The sequence below is a fragment of the Francisella sp. 19X1-34 genome, assembly GCF_041102755.1.
GTDB lineage: Bacteria > Pseudomonadota > Gammaproteobacteria > Francisellales > Francisellaceae > Francisella.
Window position 1 is genome coordinate 13,555 of record NZ_JBGCTX010000019.1, and the last position, 22,651, is coordinate 36,205.

Genomic DNA, 22,651 nt, shown 5'->3' on the forward strand with positions numbered 1-22,651 from the left:
TCTCCATTTCAGACCTAGACTAGTCATTATCCTCTTCTTCATAAACGACTCTTATACCACTCTCATCAGCGATAATACCACCTTTGATAACTTCTGATATTTCTTCTGATAAACTAGCATCTTGAGCTATTATAGATGCTGAGAACATTTCTTTCTTTTCAGGTTTGTCGTTTTTATCAGTCTCTTCTTGATCTTTATTAAAGTAAATAATTTGCTTCCAAGTTCTTTTTAGTTTATCCGCAAAGATAACTACTAAATCACCATCTTCTGCCATAGCTAAAGCAGCATCTACAGCTTCTTCTTCACTTTCTATAGTTTCTATGTTATTTGCTGAAACTCCAGAATTAATTAAAGACTCTTTTAAGATTCTTGGCACCTCATCATGAGCTCTGCCTCTTAAAGTATCATCTCTCTTACAGATAAAATAATCATAGTAAGGTGCGGCTGTAGCTGCTATTTCAATAATATCGTCATCTCTTCTATCACCAGGAGAAGCTAAGACACATATTTTTTTACCTGCAAATTCCATGTTATCTATCATTTGGCTGACTAATTTTATTGCCGCAGGGTTATGTCCATAATCCATCAATACTTTAAATGGATGCTCCTCAAACCAATTCATACGACCAGGTGCTTGATAGAAGGATGTAACAAATGTTCTTAAACCATCTCTAACATCATCTAGACTCATGCCCATACTATATGAAATAGCTATAGCAAACATAGAGTTTTGAACGTTGTGAATCGCTTTGCCTTCCATTGTTGCTGGGATTAAATGAGTCCACAATACAGGGATATGTACATGATTATCAAAAATTGTAATCATATCACCATTAACACCCTTTTCAATAATACATGCTTTACCTCCTGCTCTAATATGCTGCTTAACCAGAGCATGCTCTGGGTTCATAGTTACATAGAAAATATGCTTAGCTGTAACCTTTGCTGACATTTTTAATACATTAGGATCATCAGCATTTAAAACTGCGACATCCTTTGCTGCCTGAGGAACAATACTTTTAACCTTAGCCAAATCTTCTAAGGTATTTACACCTTTAAGACCTAAATGATCAGATGAGATATTTAAACAAGCACCCACATTACAGTAATCATAACCCATACCGCTTCTAAGCAAACCACCTCTTGCAGTCTCTAGGATAGCCATTTCAACTGACGGATCTTTTAAAACCATTTGAGCTGATGCTGGACCCGTAGTATCACCAGATACAGTAAGCTTACCGTTTATATAAACACCATCAGTAGTTGTCAAACCAACTACTTTACCAGCATTTTTCCACATATGAGCAACCATACGTGAAGTTGTAGTCTTACCATTTGTCCCGGTAATTGCAGCAATTGGAATTCTTGCATTGCCAAACTCTTGTGGAATTAGCATATCTATAACTGCACCAGCTACATCTCTAGGCTTACCCTCACTAGGAGCTACGTGCATTCTAAAGCCAGGAGCAGCATTACATTCACAAATAGCCCCACCAATATCATGATACGATTGTGATATATCATCAATAAGAAAATCCACACCACCAACATCAAGGCCTAAAGCTTTAATTGCTCTTTCTGCCATATCTTTATTATCTGGATGTACAATATCTGTTACATCTATAGCTGTACCACCAGTTGATAGATTAGCCGTAGATCTTAGATAAAAAGTTTGGCCATCTTCTAAAATTATATTTTCATCATAGCCAGCTGCTTTTAGCAAAGTTCTTGCTTGATAATCAAGTTCCAGTTTTGTCAAAACTTTCTCATGTCCAACGCCTCTACGGGGGTCCTCATTCACAATATCTACAAGCTCTGCTATTGTATGCTTGCCATCACCGACTACATGTCCAGGAACTCTTTTAGCAACGGCGATTAACTTACCATCAACTACTAACATCCTATGGTCAAAACCTGTTGCAAACTGTTCAAGCAAAACATAGCGAGAAACTTTACTAGCCTCAACAAAAGCTTCTTTAATCTCTTCCATAGTTTTTAGGTTTATGGAGATACCTCTACCATGGTTACCATCTAGAGGCTTAACAACTAATGGAAAACCTAAGATCTTTGCTGCACGTAAAGCACCTTCTTCTGTTTTAACCATTCTTTGTTTTGGCATAGGAAGCCCTAGACCACTTAAAATTGTATTTGTTTGCTCTTTATCACAAGACAAGTCAACTGCAATACTTGTTGTCTTACCAGTAATTGTCGCTCGAATTCTTTGTTGGTATTTACCATATCCAAACTGTACAAGAGAATGATCATTTAAACGAATATATGGGATATCTCTTTTTTTAGCTGCTTCTACTAAAGAACCTGTACTCGGACCAAACTCTTTACTTTGAGCGAATTTTATAAATCTAATTTTCTCATATTCAAAATCAAACTTATCATCACTATAACCAACTTCCTTTTTAAGATGCTCAGGTAGTAGAGAAAGCAATAAATCTCTAGCTAATTCCATAGCTCTTAAACCTACATCTCTTTGTTTATACTCATAAACCATGTTATATTGACCAACTTCTCCTGTTGATCTTGTACGTCCATAAGTTACATCACTACCAGCTATGCCCTGAAGCTCTAAAATAACATGTTCCCAGATATGTCCCATCCAAGTACCTTCATCTTCTCTAAGCCTACGGACAAAACCTCCGTGCTCTCTGTAAGAACATCCATGTTCTTCAATTCCAGGTAAACTTTCTATAAGTTTGTTGATGAAGTCTTCTCCTATCTTAGCCGAAGGCCATTCTTCTAATATACCAAGATCAATCTCATGTCTTATAACAGGGAAGTTTGCATAAATATTTGGGCCAACATACACATTAGTAGCCAGTATTTTCATTCAGGTCTCCTTAGAGTTCAATATTACATATCAATACGATATAATTCATAATACATAATTTTTTTTTCCAAGAATAGTTAGATTATTATAAAACTTTAAATATTAAGGGTAACTTAATGAAATATGATTTTGGCTTTATAGCCATTGGCGATGAAATAACAGATGGGGATATAACTAACACTAACTCTGGTGTATTTGCTAATCACCTTGTAGCTAGAGATTTTAATGTTGGATTTCATATTAGCTGTAAAGATGACTCTCAAGATATTATATCTAGCTTAAATTTTCTAAAAAATGATCATAAAAATATTATGACCATAGGTGGCTTAGGTCCTACTGAAGATGATTTAACGACCCAAACAATAGCAGATTTTTTTAATAAAAAACTTGTAATACATCAAGAGTCTTGGCAGAAACTTGAAAAAAGGATGCTTACAAAATACGGTAAAATCACTTTAGGCACAGAAAAACAAGCAACTTTCCCAGAATCTGCCGAAATACTTTCTAATGTAAATGGTACAGCAAATGGATTTAAACTTAAATTTGATACTGATAGATATATCTATGTATTTCCAGGTCCTCCTAAGGAATGCATACCAATGCTTGAAAATCTAAATTTAAATGACAACAAAAACGGTAAAAAGATTATTCGCAAGATATGGAATGTCCATAATATAGGAGAAAGCTTTTTAGCTGAAAAGCTGCAAACTATAAAAGACGAATACTCCTTTGTAACTTTCAAATATAGAATCGCAGACTCTTTTGTAGAACTGAAATATTTCTACCCACAAGGATGTCCGTATAGTAACACTATAATGGATAAAGTAGAAAAAATTTTAAAAGCTTATCTAAATTAAGTTTAACTGCTCCTTCTTATCTATAAACATCGCATCAACTCCCCAAGATAGGAGGTTTTTAACTTGTTCATCTGTATGTACAGAATACACAAAAATCTTACCGAATTTTTTCTTGATATAGGCTACTCTATCCTCATTTAGACATTCATAATTTATTATCAATGCAATATAGTTATTTTTCATAAAACCTTCATGAAGTTCAGTACTTAAATATTCAAAGTCCTTTTCCCAGTTCTTTGTTTCAAAGAGTTTACCTTTTTTGTAAAGATTATCTTGCTCTAAAATATCCATTACAACATTTGAAAAACTTGAAATTAATATTTTGTCTTTTTGTTGTGGATATTTCTCCAAAAGATTTAGTGTAGCAAGGACTAAGTCAGTCTTGTATTTATCACATGAGTTTGTGATTTTAAACTCTAAATTAGTAAAAATACCATTTTGACTAGCCCAATCAAGATATCCTCTAAGGGTAAGAATCTTAGATTTTTGTCCTGTTACAGGATGAACAAGATCTAATTTCTTTAACTCTGTTATTGTCATTTCTGTGACATTTTTTGTACAATTTGAGAATCTTTTTGGTGTTTTATCATGAAATAGAAAGAGTTCACCATCAATGCTTAGCTGAACATCAGTTTCAAACCATCTAAAGCCATATTTTTTAGCTTCTTCAAATGATTCAATGGTATTTTCAATAAAATCTATATTGTTCCCTCTATGGGAAATAAACTTATCAACTTTCATATTCTTTTACATAATTAGCAGCACTGGCGATTATACATCAAAGGTAGTAATTTTATAAAAGCTTTTTTATCCAAAACATTTGTTTTTTTAAAAAATGCTTATCATGCTATACTTTTAGTAATTGATATATTTTGTTTTTGTAATTAATGGCTGGTAATCCTCATATTAATAAAAAGTTAGCATCGTTATTATTACATCGCAAACTTATAACTAGGCAGCAACTCGAAGAAATTAGTTTAGATGTCTCTTTGGCTAAAGAAGGATTTCTAAATTATGTAATTGAAAATGACTTTGTTAATAGCAAAGATTTTATGATTCATTCTGCTACCTTATTGCGTTTACAGTATATTGATCTAACAGCAATTAATATAAAATTTATTCCCCAAAAATTTTTTGATATTGATTTCTGCAGGAAAAATCTTTGTTTACCTTTATATACTAAAAAGAATACTGTCTATGTAGCTATAGCTAACCCCATAGAGAGCCAACAAATACTCAAAAAACTTCGTAATAAATATGATTGTCCTTTTGTTGCTATTGTTGGCGAGCTTAACCTTATCAAAGAAAAAGTTGAAGAATATGAGCAATTCTTAAAAGATGAAGGTCAAAAGGAAGATGACTCTAAACTTAATGCTCAAATGGAAGATGCTGATCTTGATATTGATTTTGTTGATGAAGGAGAAAGAGAAGGTGACTCCATAATAGGCAGTGGTGAAGATGAAGAAGCTCCTATTATTAGATTTATAAACAATACTATTGTTGACGCTATCCAAAAAGGCGCTTCAGATATACACTTTGAGCCATATGAAAAAAACTTTAGAATACGCTATAGAATAGATGGTCTACTTATAGAAACTTTTAATACAACTAAAAATCTTGGCCCTAAGGTTGTCTCTAGACTTAAAATTATGTCTAGTTTAGATATAGCCGAAAAAAGAATTCCCCAAGATGGTAAGTTTAAAATTTCATTATCACGTGAAAAAGCTATCGATTTTCGTGTTAGTACCTGCCCTATTAGTTTTGGTGAAAAAGTTGTACTACGTATTATTGACGTTAGTTCAACACAAATACCAATTGAGCAGCTAGGTTTCTCTGATCACCAAAAACAAACTTATTTAAAATATATTCAACAACCTCAAGGAATGGTGCTAGTAACAGGACCAACAGGCTCAGGTAAAACAGTAACATTATATACAGGTATTAATATTCTAAATAAACCTGAAAAAAATATCTCAACTGCAGAAGATCCTGTTGAACTTGTTGTAAAAGGTATTAACCAAGTTAATGTCAATAATAAACAAGGATTAACCTTCGCAGCAGCACTAAAATCATTCTTACGTCAAGATCCAGATATAATCATGGTTGGTGAGATTAGGGATATTGAAACTGGATCAATAGCAATTAAAGCTTCACAAACAGGTCACTTGGTTATGTCAACATTACATACAAATAGTGCACCAGAAACATTAAACAGACTTGTTGATATGGGACTACCAAGATATAACATTGCAACATCTGTTACATTAATTATTGCTCAACGACTTACTCGTAAGCTATGCCCTAAATGTAAGTTAAAAGACACTAAAACAGATTTTTCATTACTTGTTGAAGATAGTGGCCTAAATGAAGATATTATAAAAAAATGTTTTGAAACATCATTTGAAGATGTAAAAAATGCAACCATATACAAACCTAATCCTAAAGGCTGTCCTAGATGTTTTAAAGGTTATAAAGGAAGACTCGGTTTATATGAGGTAATGCCTGTTTCTAGAGAAATATCAAGAATGATTCTGGAAGATAAAAATACCATGGAAATTGCACAACAGGCTCAAAAAGAATGTGTTGCTACTGTTAGACAATCTGCTCTTGTAAGAGTTGCTGAAGGATTAACATCAATGGAAGAAGCATATCGTGTAAGTTAGAGGAAATATTATTATGCTATTTGGTAAAAAGAATAAAGAAACAATTACTATAATATCCTGGAAGTATAAAGCTAAGCTTAAAAACGGTAAGGCTACTAAAGGAGAAATAGATGCTGATACAAAAGAGAAAGCTGAAATACAACTAAGACAAAAAGGCTACTCCAATGTAAAAGTAAAAAAAATGCCAAAAGATCTGTTGCCGAAGAAGATCTCTTATCAAGATATTACAGATATGACTCGACAACTAGCAACTATGACAAAAGCTGGTATACCGATAATTAAATCCTTTGAAGTTTTTATTATGGGAGTTAAGAAACATCCTAAACTAAAAGTTTTAGCTCTACAGTTAAAGCAAGCTATAGAAGGTGGAGAATCTCTCTCAAAAGCATTAGCACATTTTCCCAAAATCTTTGATAAATTATATATTGGTCTAATAACTGCAGGTGAAGAATCAGGGAATCTAGATTTAATGCTTAATAAAATTGCGGAGCAAAGAGAAGCTTTACAAAGTATAAAGAAAAAAGTAAAAAAAGCCCTATCTTACCCTATTATAGTTTGTATAATTGCTGCTGGTGTAACAGGTATCTTATTAACCTTTGCAGTACCTGCTTTTTCAGCGATGTTCATTAACTCAGGAAAGCCACTTCCAGCAATTACTCAACTAACAGTAAACGCCTCTAACTTTATGCAAGAATCTTGGTGGAAAATTATTCTATTTATTTTTATTGTTATAACAGTATTTAAATCTCTAAAATTTAAATATCCTAGAATACAAATTGCCCAAGATCACTTTATGCTTAAAATACCAATTATAGGTGAAGTAATTTACAAATCTGCCTTAGCAAGATTTTCTAGTACGCTAGAGATTACTGTACAATCTGGTATGAGTCTAACAAGAGCTCTTGATATGGTAGCTCTAGCAACAGGTAATGCAAAATATGATCAAGCAGCAGTTGATATTAAAAAGAGTATTAGTGAAGGTGCTTCATTTAAAGAGGCTATTGTAGAAACTGGAAAATTTCCATTTCTAGTAGAACAAATGGTCGCAGTTGGTGAGGAATCTGGTGCATTAGAAACAATGCTAGGAAACTTAAACAGAGTTTATCAAGAAGAAGTGGATACTCTTGTAGGAAGTTTAAGCTCTATGCTAGAGCCTATAATCATGATAGTTCTTGGTGGTGTAGTAGGTTTCTTAGTTGTAAGTATGTATATGCCTATGTTCCAAATGGGTGATGCTATATAAAAAGCATAAAGTCCTTATTTATATTATTATTTAATTTTATGTGTAACATTGTGATAAACATAAAACTTTTCACAGATTTTTAAACATATAGATAAGTATAATGTCATATAAATAAAGCATCTGGGCTTTCTTTATACTTAAAATCTTTCATAAACTTAGAATATAACCTATATTTACATAGTTTGAAGATCTCATATTTTTATAAATCAAAAATGAATAATAGTTGATATTAGAAAAGTGGTATCTAAAACTTTGCGTTACCTGGAGTACGAGGGAAAGGAATAAGCTCACGAATATTTGGCACACCAGTTATATAACCTAAAAGTCTCTCAAAGCCTAAACCAAAACCACTATGAGGAACTGTTCCATAACGACGCAAATCACGATACCAACCTAAAGCACTCGCATCAATATTCATCTCCTCTATACGCTGATCTAGAACTTCTAAACGTTCTTCACGCTGGCTTCCACCGATGATTTCACCAATACCTGGAACAAGAACATCCATAGCAGCAACAGTCTTACCATCATCATTCAAACGCATATAAAAAGCTTTAATATCTTTTGGATAATTCATAATTACAACAGGAGCATTAAAATGTTTTTCACATAAGAATCTCTCATGCTCTGACTGTAAATCAACACCCCATTCTACTGGATACTCAAACTTTTGACCTGATTGCTTTAAGATTTCTATCGCATCTGTATATTCAACTCTAACAAATCCTTTCTCTGTAACATTTTTTAGCTTATCTAGTAATCCTTTTTGTACAAATTGATTAAAGAAATTTAAATCATCTTTACAATTATTCATCACTGTTTGAATAACTGACTTAAGCATTTCTTCAGCTAAATTAGCATCATCATTTAAATCGGCAAAAGCTATTTCTGGCTCAATCATCCAAAATTCTGCTAAATGTCTGCTAGTATTTGAGTTTTCTGCTCTAAATGTAGGACCAAAAGTATAAACTTTTGATAATGAACAACAATAGCTTTCTACATTTAGCTGTCCTGAGACTGTTAAAAATGTTTCTCTACCAAAGAAATCTTCTTTAAAGTCTACTTTACCCTGTTCATCTAAAGGAGGATTTAAGCTATCAAGAGTTGATACTCTAAAAAGTTCACCAGCCCCTTCACAATCATTAGAAGTTAAAATAGGTGTATTTACCCAAAGAAACCCTTTATCACTTAGAAAATTATGTATAGCATTAGCTAATTGATTTCTAACTCTCGCAACAGCTCCTATAATGTTTGTTCTTGTTCGAAGGTGAGCTACTTCACGCAGATGCTCCATTGTATGACGCTTTGGCGATACAGGATATGTTTCTGGACTATCTACCCAGCCATATACTTCTACTTTTTCAGCTTGAATTTCAACACTTTGACCTTTTCCTTGTGATGCTATTAGCTCACCAGTAATTACAACTGAACAATCTTTTGTTAATTTTAAAACCTCTTCAGAATAATTATCAACTGTATTTGGAACAATTGCTTGTATAGGATCAAAGCAAGAGCCATCATGAACAGCTACAAAAGAAAATCCAGCTTTTGAATCTCTACGACTACGTACCCAGCCTTTTACAGTTACAGTTTGTCCAATTAAGTTAGGTGAATTAAATAAATCTTTATTAGAATAGTATTGTGACATTTAATTTTAAATAAATTATTTGCAAGTGGACAAATTATATAACAAGCTTAGATTTTTTTACATAGTTTCACATTAGATAAAAATGAATAAATATTAACTTAGTAGTGATATTATAAAATAGAATTTAAATTACTAGAAAAATACTAAAAAAGAGAATCTGTAGAAAAAATTAATTCTGTTTTAAAGGAGCTGAAACACTAGCTTCAACACGTTGATTACGAGCATCAGATTTGCTTATACCAGGAATAGTATAAGTATATCCAAAACCTTTAGTCATTATTTTACTACTAGCTAAACCTAACTCTTCCATATAACTAGATACAGCTTGCGCTCTTTGCTTAGAAAGTTTCTTATTATATAATGCAAACTCTTGTCCTGTTTGACCTTGAGAAGCATAGCCTTTAATAGTTACAGAAGCAATATTTTTGTTTTTCATATACTTAACAAAAGATGATATAGCTTCTTTACCTCTAGAGTTAAGAGCAGCACTATCATAAGCAAATTTAGTATCTAAATAAACTGTTACATTATCACCATTAACTGTATAGCATGCAACACCATCTTTAGTTAAATTAAAGTTTCCTTCACACTGCTTGATACCTTGTGGAAGAACGTACTTAGACTCGTCTATTGTAGGTACTGCAGCTGTAGTTTGTGCAGCTGTTTTAGCACCATTATCCTGGATATTAGCAGTATCATTATTAGGGTTAGCTTTGCCACCAAAGAACCATGTTAAGCCAGCACCTATTACGTTAGTACCTGCTCTACCATTCTCACCAGAAACATTAGGAGCCATTGTTTGAATATATCTATAATCAACACTTGCTTGAACATCTCTAGATAGTTCAAACTTAAGACCACCACCAGCATCCCATGCACCTGTTGCTTGACCAGCTAAATTAGCCCAACCAGCACCACCAACAGCATAAGGTGTGAACATAGTGCTATTACTAAAGTTAACAACACCTTCACCTAAACCAGCAAAATCTCTACCTACTAACTGGAAGTACTGAACTCCAAAGTATTTATTTATGTTATAACCAAGAGTAAAGTTAGCAGCAGCACCTGAAGGTGAATTTGGAGTTCCTGCAAGACCACTAGCTCCTACACCTAAATACCACTGACCTGTTCTATCTTGTGGTCCCCATGTGTTATTTTCATTTGTTAAAGAGCTATATGTATTTGCAAAAGGCTTGATGAAAGTATTTGACTCAAAGCCACTATCAGTAGCAGTTGAAGTAGCTGCTGATTTATCAGTCTTAGCTGATGTATCCATGTTATCAGAGCTAGCTGCAAAAGACATTGTAGCTGTGCCTAATAGCACAGATGTAGCCATAACGATATTTCTTAGTTTCATCAAAAACTCCTTTCTTAAACTTGTTTTAATATTTATAATTGAAATACACGACTTCTGTATCTTACATTATTGGTAAGTTTTTTCAAGCTTTTTTTAAAGCAAATTTAAGAAACTAGCTTTTGGTACTTTTCTAAAAGTTGCTCTTGAGTTTCGACTCTATCAGGATCATTAACTATACATCTAATTGGACAAACTTTTGTACATTGCGATTCTGGGAAATGACCTACACACTCTGTACATTTATCAGGATCAATCTCATAGTATTCTTCACCCTGGAATATAGCTTCATTAGGACACTCTGGCTCACAGATATCACAATTTATACAATCATCAGTAATTAACAAAGCCATAGCTTATCCTTTATTCCTATACTTTGATTCTATTTCTCGGAATACGCATTCTGGAACAAATTCATCAACACGCGTGTAATTATGAACAGCAACAGCCCTAACTAAAGTTGAAGATATACATGAAAACTTTTCACTTGGAGTAAGAAATATCGTTTGAATATCACTATTTAGCTTATGGTTCATACTAGACATCTGATATTCATAATCAAAATCAGAAACAGCCCTCAACCCTCTCACAATAGCACAAGCATTATGCTTAACAGCTGTATCTACAAGCAGTCCCTCAAAGCTAACTACTTTAACTCTTTTATTACTGTTAAAAACTTCTTTAATCATTTGCTCTCTGTGCTCTAAATCAAAAAGAGTATTTTTACCATATGCTGTTGAAACTGCTACAACTATCTCATCAAATATATTTAAAGCTCTATCAACTAAATCAATATGACCATTTGTTATTGGATCAAAAGTTCCAGGATAAATTGCTATCTTATTCATAATCTAATTTAAAACAATCCTAACTCTAGTTTTGCTTCTTCAGTCATTAGCTCTGAATTCCACGGCGGATCAAAAACCATGACAACATCGACTTTATCAACATTAGGTAACATTGCAACGCGTCTTTCAACATCCGTCATAAGAACTGGCCCCATACCACAACCAGGCGCTGTAAGAGTCATATCAATAATAACATGAAAATTACCATTTTCTAATTTTCTAGTAACAACATTATAAATCAAACCAAGATCAACAATATTTACAGGTATCTCTGGGTCATAAACTGTTTTCATCTGATCCCAGATTGCATCCATATTTATAGGATCTCCTGGCTTGATATTATATCCTTCAACAGGATATTTAACTACTTGCTTACCTATAGCATCAGCATCTTTGCCATCTAGATGAAGTAAATTACCATTTACATTTAGTGTGAAGCTACCGCCTTTATCTTGAGTCACTAATGCTTCTTGACCTGGCATAAGCTCAATTTCATTCCCAAAAGGCACAGCGATTGCTTTAACTTGCCTTCTAATTATAGTTACATCTGTTGTTTTCATTTAAATATTCCCTAAACTGTAAAACTCTCACCACATCCACAGCGCGCTGATTCATTTGGATTTGTATACTCTAATTTATATAAACCAAAATCATGCTTAACATAATCAATCCTTAGACCATTTAAAAAGTCCATAGACTTGTTAGATACAAAAAACTTCAAACCATGTTGATCAACTTCTGTTGTATTATCAGGTTGCTTCGCTACAAAATCAATATCATATGCTAAGCCTGAACAACCCATAATTTTTGTACCAACATATACCCCTATATTTGTACCATCTTTAGCTAAGTGTTTTTCAAAATGCTTAGCTGCTGCTTGGGTAACTTCTAAAATACTATTATTAGGATCAAAAACTTCAACCATAAACTTAATCCTCTAAAATTATTATTGTTTATTTTAATTGAGATATTACTTTTTTCAATGCTTTAATAAATAAGTCTACTTCTTCAAAAGTATTATACATCCCAAAAGACATACGTACTGTTGCTGTCACACCCATTCTATAAAGTAGTGGATGGGCACAATGCTTCCCAGTTCGCACGCACATTCCTTTAATTGCTAAAAGCTCTCCGATATCTCCAGCATTACATCCATCTATGACAAATGTAATAACACCAGCTTTATGCTGAGCTTCACCAATTATTCTTAGTCCATCTATATTCTTTAACTGTTCGGTTGCATACTTTAAAAGCTCTTGCTCATAACTAGCAATATTATCTATACCTACTGAGTTAACATAATCTATAGCTTGACCAAATCCTATAGTTCCAACAATATCTGGAGTTCCCGCTTCAAATTTATATGGAGGCAATGCAAATGTTGTTTTATCAATTGTCACATCATCAACCATATCACCACCATAATTATAAGGTGGAAGTTTTTTTAATAAATCATATTTACCATACAAAACTCCAACCCCAGTTGGACCATATAATTTATGACTTGAAAAGACAAAAAAATCACAATCTAAATCTTGAACATCAACTTTAGAGTGAATAACTGCTTGCGCACCATCAACAATAGTTAATATATTTGGATTTATTTTTTTAACTTTCTCAATAATCTCTTTAACTGGATTTATTGTTCCTAAAACATTTGAACATAAAGTTATTGCTAAAACTTTTGTTCTACCTGTTATTAAAGATAGAAGGTTTTCTATATCAAGCTCACCATTGTCCTTAACTTTAGCTACTTTAAATATAAGGTCATGATCTTCACATAGCATCTGCCAAGGTACAAAGTTAGCATGATGCTCCATTTCTGTAACTACAATTTCATCACCAGCAGAAACCATAGATTTACCAATAGAACTTGCTAAAAGATTGATCGCTTCAGTTGTTCCTTTAGTTATAACAACTTCATCTGATAGTTTAGCATTGATAAACTGCTGCACTTTTAAACGCACATTTTCATATTTATCACTAGCTTCTTGGCTAAGAGAATATACTCCTCTATGAACATTTGCATAATTAAACTTATAAGCCTCAGCAACAGCATCTATTACTGCTTGTGGTTTTTGTGCTGATGCTCCAGTATCAAAAAAAACAACTGGCTTATCATTTATAGTTTGCTTAAGAAATGGAAAGTCTCTTCTAACTTTTTTTACATCATACATACTCTAAACTGCCTATTTAATAATAAATCACCTAAATTATACTAAAATAGTATAATTTTGCTAGTGGAATAAATTTTTACTTAAGATAAAAGCTATGAATTAAATATTATTTATTAACACACAGGAACATTAGTAGCCAAGCCACCTAAAGAAGTTTCTTTATATTTTTTACACATATCTAAACCTGTCTCGTACATTACTTTAATAACATAATCTAGACCTACAAAGCGCTTCTCTCCACTATCCAAGTGCGCTAATTTAGCAGCATTTATAGCTTGCACAGCTCCCATAGCATTACGCTCAATGCACGGAATCTGTACTAGCCCTCCAATAGGATCACAAGTCAAACCAAGATTATGCTCCATACCAATCTCAGCTGCTGATTCAATAGAATCAAGATCGCCACCAAGTAATGCACAGTATCCAGCAGCAGCCATAGAACAAGCAACGCCAACTTCTCCTTGACAACCAACTTCTGCTGCTGATATTGAAGCACCAGATTTATACAAAACACCTATTGCAGCACAAACTAGAAGATATTTATTTATTACTTCTTGAAGCTCACTTTCATTAATTATTTCATGAGTTTGTAAATAATATTTTAGCACCGCAGGAATTACGCCTGCTGCTCCATTAGTTGGAGCTGTTACAACTCTTTCTCCACATGCGTTCTGTTCATTAACAGCAATTGCAAAAGCATTTAAGTAGTTAAAATCCGTATTTTCTATATTATGCTTTTTTAACTTTTTAATCATACTAGGAGCTCTTTTTCTAACTTTAAGTCCCCCTGGTAAAATAGTCTCGGCACAAGTTAAACCTTTTTCAATCGATGTATCCATCACACGCCAGAGCTCAGCTAACTTTTCAAGAGAGTACTTTTCTCCGTAAGCTGTCTTTTCATTTTCAAACATTATTTCATCAATTGTTTTATTGTCTCTTTGACAAAGTTCTCTTAATTCAGCCATACTTGCAAACTTATATGGCTTATTACATGAAACTTCTGTTGGGACTTCATCTTTCTTAATTTGTTTTTTATCAACAATAAAGCCACCACCTATCGAAAAATACTCCTTTTCACAAAGCAATACTTCTCCATTGAATAAAGAGAACCTCATTCCATTAGAGTGCTCTGGCAAAAACTCATCATAATGAAAAACTAAATCCTTATCATAGTCAAAATCAATTTTAAATTCTTGATTTAAATCTAACTTCTTTTGAGTTATGCAATCATCATATAATTTTTTTGCTAATTCAATATCTACAGATTCTGGTAAAAATCCCATTATGCCAAGAACAACGGCATAATCAGTCTTATGCCCCTTACCTGTTAATGCTAACGATCCAAACAAATCAATCTTAATATGTGTAGTATTAGATAGTTTATCTTTGTACAGATTAACAAAATCACACCCAGCTCTCATTGGTCCAATTGTATGAGATGAAGACGGACCTACGCCTATAGAAAAAAGCTCAAAAGTACTTTCCATAAAATCTCCTAAAAAGATATAAACACTTTAAAATTGTAAAACAGTCATTTATACCTCATTTTAATCTTTTTTCTCTGATTTTCCAATCGGGCATATAGCTTTCTATATAACTATAGAATTCTTTTGAATGATTTGGATGTGTCAAATGCGCAATCTCGTGTAAAACAACATACTCTATTGCTTCAATATCTCTTAAAATCAAATTAAAATTCAAATTAATAGTTTTCTTAACATAATTACAAGAACCCCAACGAGTTTTAGTTTTTTTTATAGTAACTCTTTGTATTTCTTGATTTGTTATTTTTAAAAATTTTGCCACTAGATTATTTAATATAATATCAGCTCTATCTCTATAAAATTCTTCTAGTAGCTGTAATTTAAATTCTCTATTATTTATAACACTTGGATTTAGTAAAAATTCAAAATAACTCTCATGATCACAAATCAAGTTTTGCTTAGATGGTGTAAGCTTTATAGAATACTCTCGCCCTAAAAAATAGATTTTATCATCTTGATCTAATTGATATTCACTATAATCAAATTTCTTACTCTCAGAAAGCCTTTTGCTATGCTTTTCTATCCATGATTTTTTTGAATCAAGTAGTGCAAAAATTTCTTTTTTAGTTACACCTTTTGGAGAAGTTATTGTAACTAGTCCTTCTTTATTTAAAGAAATTTTTAGATTTTTAACATTTTTATAAATTATATCAACTTTATATGTCATTATTATTCAAAGTTATATGTTTGGTAAGATCCTAAAACTTTTAGAAAAGTACTCTTTTTAAGGACTTCTAATAAAGTTTTTTGAATATCCTCATCATCTTCAGAACCTTCAAAATCAACAAAAAATAAGTAATCCCAAGCTCTATCTCTAGATGGTCGGGATTCAACCTTTGTCAAATTAATATTATATTTACCAAAAATATTTAGAGTATTAACTAAAGCATTTGGCTTTTCTTCAACGGAAAATATAAGTGTAGTTTTATATTTGCTATTATCAGAACTAACATTAATATTATCATACCCCATAAGAAAGAAGCGAGTATAGTTAAAATGCTCATCTTCAAACTGATTTTGGAAAATTTTTAAACCATAAGTTTTAGCAGCTAACTCCCCAGCTATAGCAAGGTGATTTTTTTGCTTAGTTTCAAAAATATGCTTCGCAGCTCCAGCTGTATCGACAAAAGCTTCTGGTATTAATTTTAAACGTCTTAAACTTTTAGTACATTGAGATAACGCTTGAGGATGAGAAATCACACTCCTTACATCTGCAATCTCTGTCTCTGGCAAGCCCATTAGACAGTGCTTGATCTTTAAAACTACTTCCGCTTTTACTTTTAAGCTACTTTTAATTAACTCATCATATGCTGGAACTACAGAACCTCCTAAAGAATTCTCTATAGGAAGCATCACAAAATTTGCTCTACCTATGATGGTTTGTTCAATAGCATCTGAAAAAGAGTGGCAAGGTATAGTTTGGAAGTTTTTTATACCTTGTTGATTTAAAAAACTAGTTATTGCTTGCTCGGAATATGCTCCATGCTCACCTTGAAAAGAAACTTTAATCATAGAAGTATTTTAGATAATTATTTAATAAATAATAATACAGCTTTTTTAAAGTTAATAAAATAACAACCTAAGCAACTAAATAGATAAAATATAATTATTGGGTATTCTGTTGACGTAATGCTGAAGCTATACCTTGCTTTATTTCACTTGCAGTCAAGCAATAGTGTTTTGCAATTATACACGTGATAAAACTAATAACTAATAACATAGCTGCTGCTGAATAAAAATCTAAGAAACCTATTCCACCAAAATTACTCAAGTATGACACTGCCGATACAGCTATGATATAAAACCAAAACCAAACCGACTGTTTAAAATGCCAAGAGATTTTTTCTGACTTATCAGCACCAAAATTTCTATATGCTCCAAGCATAAAAATAGCTATACAAATTGCTATACCTGATTTAGATACAATATCCCAACCACTCCATAGAAAAACTAATGTAGATGAGAAAACACCTAATAAAGATATTAAAAACACTCCTTTTAATTTAAAAGGCCTATGAATATCAGGAAGTCTATGCCTCATAGCCAAAGTTGAAGTCGCACCTGTTAAATATGTTAAAGATATTAGTGAGGTTAAAAATGTTGTCATTGTCTGCCACCCTGGAAACGGAGCAAACATTATCATAGCTATTAAAAAATTTAAAATAATTGCATAAAGAGGCTTGCTAGCAACTGGGTTTAATTTATTTAATACTTTTGGCATATAGCCGTTTGATACCATTGCATTTAAAGAATTTAAAGCTACACAAAAATACAACAATCCTGCTACTAATGGGAAAAGTATCGCTCCAAAATATAAGAAATACATAATCCAAGTTTGACCTAAATCTTGAGCAATTAAAGCAAATGCTCCGAAGCTAGAGTTACCTTTTGGGAAAAGGTATTGTACACCCCATTGATTACCATGCAAATATTTAGAAGCTACTGTTACATATGCAATTTGTAAAAACAAAAAAATAAACAAGCAAGTGACTATCGTTCCTATAGTCGCTATAGGGATAGCTTTTGATGGTTTTTTTGTATTTCCAGCCATTTCAACAATAGTTTTAAAGCCTACAAACGCATAGCCAATACCACCTAATGATATTGCTGATAATACACCATTCATCCCATATGGCATAAATTTAAAACTATGCCCAACTGTTTTTGAACTTAATTGCGGTAATGTATAACATAATACTAATAAAGATCCTCCGACAATTATTGGAACAATAACTTTAAATACCGTAATTATATTATTGATTTTTACTAGCCATCTTAATGAATAAAAATTAAAAATACAGAAAGCTAATAGCAGTATTACAGCTAAGGGTGTTCCATATCCCGATAAAGCACCAGTTTTAACATTTATCAAACTAGGATAGAAAACTGCTAAATACTGTATTACAGCTTGTACTTCTATAGGAGCTAAAACTAAATAAGAAATCCAAGTAATCCATGCAAAAATGTAGCTTAACAATGTTCCATGTGTTATATGAGGAATTCTTGATGAAGACCCTTGTACAGGAACAATAGTGCAACTTTCTGCAAATGTTAGCGCAATAAAAATCATAAGAACCGCACCAATAATCCAAGATAATATTGAGGCTGGTCCAGCATATTCAGAAGTGTATTGTGCTGAAAACATCCAGCCAGAACCCATAATAGTCCCTATACCTATCGCTATAAGGCTACCCACATTTAGCTTATTTTTTGCCATAAAACAAATATTTTTTATACCGTAACTTTCAGTTTATGCTCAGAGTACTCAAAAGTAAAGTTTTATAATAATTTGAAGCTAGGTTTCTTTCCTAATAATTCTTTGATTTAGTGTAGCTATGATATCGTATTCTATAGTTTGTAAGCTTTTAGCTATAGCTTTGGCACTATTTAGCCTTTCAGGCTTGTTTGATATAAGCTCAACTCTATCACCTACTTTAAATTTTTGATCATTAGAACCTAGAGATATTGCTAAAGCATCCATATTTACTCTACCAATTATTGGATAGTATTTATCTTTAATATAGACAAAACCATTATTTCCAAGAGCTCTAGAAAATCCATCTCCATAACCTACAGGGAGTATAGCTATATACTCGCCTTTTTTACCAACATAGCTTATAGAATATCCAACCTCAAATATTTTATCTAATGTTATTAACTTCACTATTTGCGTAACTAAACTTGCAACTGGTTTGATAGCCTCTAAGTGCTTAGAAACGCTAAAGTCAGGTAAAAAACCATAGCTTAAGATACCTGGTCGAACCATATCAAAACTTATATTATCTTGCCCTATACATCCATATGAGTTTGCTAAATGACATATTATTTGATTATTTATAGACTTTGCAAACTGCTGTATATATCTAAACCTAGTTATTTGGACTTGATTAAATGAGTTATCTTTTTCATCTGCGCAAGCTAAATGACTATATATACCTTCTAAATCTATATATTTAGACCTTTGAACTTTTTCTACGATATCTGCAATATGCTCACTATTTATCCCGAGCATGTTCATACCTGTATTAGCAAAGATATGCACTTTAGCTTTTTTGCCACTTTGCTTTGCATAGTGCTCTATGTCTTGAATATCTCTAAAACGGTGAATACTAAGTCTAATTTGTTTGTTTATTAATTCTTTAAGATAATAAGTTTCAATGACTCCAAAAATTAATATAGGAGTTACTGAGCAACCTTTATAAACCTCTAAAGCTTCACTCGCACATGCTGTCGCATAGAAATCAACAAGATCTTTTGTATTTTTAACAACAATATTTAAATCATGTCCATAGGCGTTAGCCTTAACAGGTAGACACAACTTTGTCTGTGTATATTTTTTTATTATAGAAATATTATTTCTTAATGTAGCTATATCTAACTCAAGAAAATTTATATCCATCCAAAAATCACCTAAATATTAAACTTATGCTTCATGTTATCTATAAAATTACCTATATCTAAACTAGATAAAAAGTTTTGTAAGCGCTTACCACAACTACCATCATAAATCATAATAACAAAACTAAAAACAACTAGATCAACTAGAGAAACTTGATCATTAAAAAAATATTTTCTACCATTTAAAAAATTTGCTATTGCAGATAAGTTCTCCTCAGCTTTAGAGTAAATCTCATCATTAGTTAAATTAACAACTCCAGCAGCTTTAAGCTGACGTAAAGTATTTCTTTTTGCTACAGGGAAAATAATATTAGCCATTGCTTTAGGTAGTTTTGTAGCTTCTATAAAGTCTTTTTTCCAATTAGAATTATTTTTATCTGCCCAGCGGCTATATACACCTACCCAATATAAACTATCTTCACAAAGTCTTATAAAAGCTGTAGAAATAGCTTTTTGCTCTAAGCTCAAATGATCATCTATACCTACTTGATTTTGTTGCTCGAGCATCTTGATGATAAGATTACTATCAGCAAACTTTTTACCCATTGTCTCTATATAAGGCATTTTCCCTGTTGGTGATTTGTTGAACTCTAAATTAAAATGATTTTTATAGTTAATATCCATAGCTTTAAAATAAAGTTCTAATTTCAAACAAAAAGGACTACAGCTGTAGTTTCTATCTTTTAAAGGCGGTAACTGGTGTAAATGAATCATATATATTCCTAATTATCAAAATCTATAATATTATTTGCTGGTTTGTGTGATGAACTTTCTGGCTCTGATATAATATTTTCTTTAACAATATCTGCTTTTTCAAAATCAGATATAACGATTTCATCAAGTCGACCATTTCTTATAACGATGTATCCTCGATATCTATCCTCAGAAGTTACTGTATTATAATCAAATGAATATATCCTATAAAAAACCATTCTCTTATTCTCAAATTTAATAGTAATTTTACGTAAGCAAACAGTGTCGTCTAATAAATCCAAATTATGCTTTTGTGATGAGCGCTCTGCCACATCTATAGCATATTCTTTATTTTTCATAAAATTTCGCCAAGCAAAAAAACATATTGCTAAAAAAATTAAGGTATACAGTGCTATCGACATACTAATTGTCTTAAAGTATCAATTAATAAACTATTATATGGTAAAATCTATGCTTTATAAAACATAAGAACTAAGATACTTTGAAAAATTTAGAATATTTCTACGGATCGATTATCGTAACTGCAATTGGTATAGTCCTTGGAGAATACTTGTATCCATCAATACCTCTTGTTACAACGTACACAGTATTAATCTTAGCAGCACTGGAGATATCTCTAAGTTTTGATAATGCCATTATAAATGCAAAAGTTCTTGGTCAAATGTCAAAAAAATGGCAAAAGATTTTTATTTATGTTGGAATCCCTATAGCAGTATTTGGAATGCGTCTAATATTTCCTATTTTATTAGTAACACTTTCTAGTGGTGCTCACTTTGTAAATGTTATACACCTAGCATTAAATGATCCAGAAAAGTACCAACAAATATTAGAGCACTCTATGCCATATATTTGTAGTTTTGGTGGTAGTTTCTTACTTATGGTATTTTTAAACTTTTTTCTTAGTGAAAATGAAGGACACCACTGGATACCTCTAATTGAAAACAATAGATTGACAAACAAAGTTCGCCAATACAATGGCGGATACATTTTCTTTGCAGTTGTGATTGGTCTTATTGTAATCTATATTGCAGATACTCCATACCAAGGTGAGTTAGCTATAGCATATCTTTTGGGGATAATTGTCCATGAAGGCCTAGGACTACTTAATTCATTTTTTGATTCGACTAAAGTTAGTACACTAGATGTAGCTCGTAATGGCTTGATGGGCTTTATTTATCTAGAAATAATTGATGCTTCTTTTAGTTTTGATGGTGTTGTCGGTGCTTTTGCGATTAGTACAAATATAATAATAATAATGATAGGCCTTGGCATTGGAGCTATGTTTGTTAGATCTCTAACTATACTTTTTGTTGAGAAAAAGACATTAGCCAAGTATATATACCTTGAACATGGCGCTCATTATGCAATAGGCTTTTTAGCTGCAATACTACTATTAAAGATATTTATTAATATTCCTGAGTGGTTTAGCGGATCTATTGGTATTGTAATATTAGCAATCTCTTTTGGCCATTCGATTATTAATAACAGAAAAATATCTAGCTAAATTCTTTTTGACTTAAAAAATATACTTGATAAAAAGCTAACAATTAAAACTAAGGTAATAAGAGATAGCCCTCCATCATACCTATGCCATAAGTTATCAATACTATCATCATATAACCAGCGCATATAATTTGCACTAAATAAGACATAAAATCTATCTCCAGCTACAGTAGTATGGTCAACAACAAATCCAATAAGTGGCTGTAAAATAAGTCCATTAAACAAGTATGCTATTGTCAAAATAAGTGAATTAGCAAGCACCCTATTACTTAAACTACTAACTGTAAAGCGAACCTCTTCAAAAGCTAAAATCGCACTACCACACCCAACACCGAATATAAAATTGACTATATAACTTATTTCTAAGCGATAATCTTCAGAGAAAGGAACATATAAAATCAGAAGAATAGCTAAAAGAGCTATAAAGCTAAAACCTATTGCTACAAGCTGATTTGAATATTTAGATGACAACTGTCCCGCTAAAAGTCCTCCCACTGCTATGCCTATTGGTATCATCCCATTAAGGCTAATAGCATTTTCATGACTAATGCCAAAAGTATCCATCTGATAGCTTACATTAAATAAATCTGAAAATGTTAAAATACCACTAAATAATCCTGTAAAAAATAATGTAGTAAACCAAAAGCTTCTTTTAGTCAGAACCTCTTTTAACATCTGTAAGAATGACCTTTCATATCGCTTGATTTTATTGGCTTTCAATTTTGAGCTTTCTTTATCAAATAAAGCTATCAGGAAAATCCCAACAATAAACAACAATATTGCTAATATAACCTCAGTTCGGAATTAAAAGCATTGTAAATTAAGGGTTTAGTAGTGTTTTTAGGTTAAAATAAGCGAAA

General features: G+C 32.1%; 21 protein-coding genes. 4 read left to right on the forward strand and 17 right to left on the reverse strand.

Translation table 11 applies throughout. The annotated features are described in order from the left end of the window. Positions 1 to 19 precede the first annotated feature (19 nt). Entirely contained in the window at positions 20 to 2,842 is a 2,823-nt protein-coding gene (gene cphA, locus AB8E56_RS04375) for a cyanophycin synthetase (protein WP_329478365.1), read from the reverse strand. A 116-nt stretch (positions 2,843 to 2,958) separates the two neighbouring features. On the opposite strand from cphA, the gene AB8E56_RS04380 reads away from it, so the two are divergent. Then, positions 2,959 to 3,699, forward strand: a complete 741-nt coding sequence (locus AB8E56_RS04380; RefSeq protein WP_329478367.1) for a competence/damage-inducible protein A — start codon at positions 2,959 to 2,961, stop codon at positions 3,697 to 3,699. Here the strand turns inward: AB8E56_RS04380 and AB8E56_RS04385 are convergent. Further along, positions 3,691 to 4,440 carry a glycerophosphodiester phosphodiesterase family protein gene (locus tag AB8E56_RS04385; protein WP_329478369.1) on the reverse strand — a complete coding sequence of 250 codons (750 nt, stop codon included), beginning with the start codon at positions 4,438 to 4,440 and terminating at the stop codon, positions 3,691 to 3,693. The genes AB8E56_RS04380 and AB8E56_RS04385 overlap by 9 nt on opposite strands. 146 nt (positions 4,441 to 4,586) lie before the next feature. Between AB8E56_RS04385 and pilB the strand changes: the two genes are divergently transcribed. After that, positions 4,587 to 6,362, forward strand: a complete 1,776-nt coding sequence (gene pilB / locus AB8E56_RS04390) for a type IV-A pilus assembly ATPase PilB (protein ID WP_329478371.1) — start codon at positions 4,587 to 4,589, stop codon at positions 6,360 to 6,362. A gap of 13 nt (positions 6,363 to 6,375) precedes the next feature. Further along, a complete protein-coding gene (locus AB8E56_RS04395; RefSeq protein WP_329478373.1) occupies positions 6,376 to 7,605 on the forward strand; it encodes a type II secretion system F family protein in 1,230 nt (409 codons plus the stop codon). Between the two features lie 244 nt (positions 7,606 to 7,849). Here the strand turns inward: AB8E56_RS04395 and asnS are convergent, their stop codons facing one another. From asnS to AB8E56_RS04465, 14 genes are all read right to left on the reverse strand, one after another. Next, complete coding sequence (asnS, locus tag AB8E56_RS04400; protein WP_329478375.1) at positions 7,850 to 9,253, reverse strand: asparagine--tRNA ligase; 1,404 nt, start codon at positions 9,251 to 9,253, stop codon at positions 7,850 to 7,852. 169 nt (positions 9,254 to 9,422) lie between these two features. After that, a complete protein-coding gene (locus AB8E56_RS04405; protein WP_329478377.1) occupies positions 9,423 to 10,610 on the reverse strand; it encodes an OmpA family protein in 1,188 nt (395 codons plus the stop codon). A gap of 104 nt (positions 10,611 to 10,714) precedes the next feature. Further along, entirely contained in the window at positions 10,715 to 10,960 is a 246-nt protein-coding gene (locus AB8E56_RS04410; protein ID WP_329478379.1) for a YfhL family 4Fe-4S dicluster ferredoxin, read from the reverse strand. Between the two features lie 3 nt (positions 10,961 to 10,963). After that, a complete protein-coding gene (coaD, locus tag AB8E56_RS04415) occupies positions 10,964 to 11,455 on the reverse strand; it encodes a pantetheine-phosphate adenylyltransferase (protein ID WP_329478381.1) in 492 nt (163 codons plus the stop codon). 8 nt (positions 11,456 to 11,463) lie between these two features. Next, positions 11,464 to 12,015: a putative Fe-S cluster assembly protein SufT gene (gene sufT / locus AB8E56_RS04420; RefSeq protein ID WP_150467707.1), complete on the reverse strand. Its 552-nt coding sequence runs from the start codon at positions 12,013 to 12,015 to the stop codon at positions 11,464 to 11,466. Between the two features lie 11 nt (positions 12,016 to 12,026). Continuing rightward, complete coding sequence (locus AB8E56_RS04425; RefSeq protein WP_329478386.1) at positions 12,027 to 12,380, reverse strand: iron-sulfur cluster assembly accessory protein; 354 nt, start codon at positions 12,378 to 12,380, stop codon at positions 12,027 to 12,029. 28 nt (positions 12,381 to 12,408) lie between these two features. Continuing rightward, on the reverse strand, positions 12,409 to 13,632 hold the full coding sequence (locus tag AB8E56_RS04430) for a SufS family cysteine desulfurase (protein WP_329478388.1): 1,224 nt from the start codon (positions 13,630 to 13,632) through the stop codon (positions 12,409 to 12,411). A gap of 113 nt (positions 13,633 to 13,745) precedes the next feature. Beyond that, positions 13,746 to 15,119, reverse strand: a complete 1,374-nt coding sequence (locus tag AB8E56_RS04435) for an L-serine ammonia-lyase (protein WP_329478390.1) — start codon at positions 15,117 to 15,119, stop codon at positions 13,746 to 13,748. Between the two features lie 55 nt (positions 15,120 to 15,174). Further along, entirely contained in the window at positions 15,175 to 15,843 is a 669-nt protein-coding gene (locus AB8E56_RS04440) for a SprT family zinc-dependent metalloprotease (RefSeq protein WP_329478392.1), read from the reverse strand. A gap of 2 nt (positions 15,844 to 15,845) precedes the next feature. Next, positions 15,846 to 16,688 carry a prephenate dehydratase gene (gene pheA / locus AB8E56_RS04445; protein ID WP_329478394.1) on the reverse strand — a complete coding sequence of 281 codons (843 nt, stop codon included), beginning with the start codon at positions 16,686 to 16,688 and terminating at the stop codon, positions 15,846 to 15,848. Positions 16,689 to 16,782: 94 nt separating this feature from the next. Continuing rightward, positions 16,783 to 18,393, reverse strand: coding sequence for an APC family permease (locus AB8E56_RS04450; RefSeq protein ID WP_329478396.1), 1,611 nt, complete (start codon positions 18,391 to 18,393; stop codon positions 16,783 to 16,785). A 78-nt stretch (positions 18,394 to 18,471) separates the two neighbouring features. Next, on the reverse strand, positions 18,472 to 19,569 hold the full coding sequence (gene alr, locus AB8E56_RS04455) for an alanine racemase (protein WP_329478409.1): 1,098 nt from the start codon (positions 19,567 to 19,569) through the stop codon (positions 18,472 to 18,474). A 17-nt stretch (positions 19,570 to 19,586) separates the two neighbouring features. Beyond that, complete coding sequence (locus tag AB8E56_RS04460; RefSeq protein ID WP_329478398.1) at positions 19,587 to 20,288, reverse strand: glutathione S-transferase family protein; 702 nt, start codon at positions 20,286 to 20,288, stop codon at positions 19,587 to 19,589. 8 nt (positions 20,289 to 20,296) lie between these two features. Beyond that, positions 20,297 to 20,689, reverse strand: a complete 393-nt coding sequence (locus AB8E56_RS04465; RefSeq protein ID WP_329478400.1) for a DUF3301 domain-containing protein — start codon at positions 20,687 to 20,689, stop codon at positions 20,297 to 20,299. Positions 20,690 to 20,769: 80 nt separating this feature from the next. Here AB8E56_RS04465 and AB8E56_RS04470 point away from each other — a divergent pair, with 80 nt between their 5' ends. Continuing rightward, positions 20,770 to 21,792: a DUF475 domain-containing protein gene (locus tag AB8E56_RS04470; RefSeq protein ID WP_329478402.1), complete on the forward strand. Its 1,023-nt coding sequence runs from the start codon at positions 20,770 to 20,772 to the stop codon at positions 21,790 to 21,792. On the opposite strand, the gene AB8E56_RS04475 is transcribed toward AB8E56_RS04470, so the two are convergent. Further along, on the reverse strand, positions 21,789 to 22,568 hold the full coding sequence (locus AB8E56_RS04475; RefSeq protein WP_329478404.1) for an MFS transporter: 780 nt from the start codon (positions 22,566 to 22,568) through the stop codon (positions 21,789 to 21,791). The genes AB8E56_RS04470 and AB8E56_RS04475 overlap by 4 nt on opposite strands. Between the last annotated feature and the right edge of the window lie 83 nt (positions 22,569 to 22,651).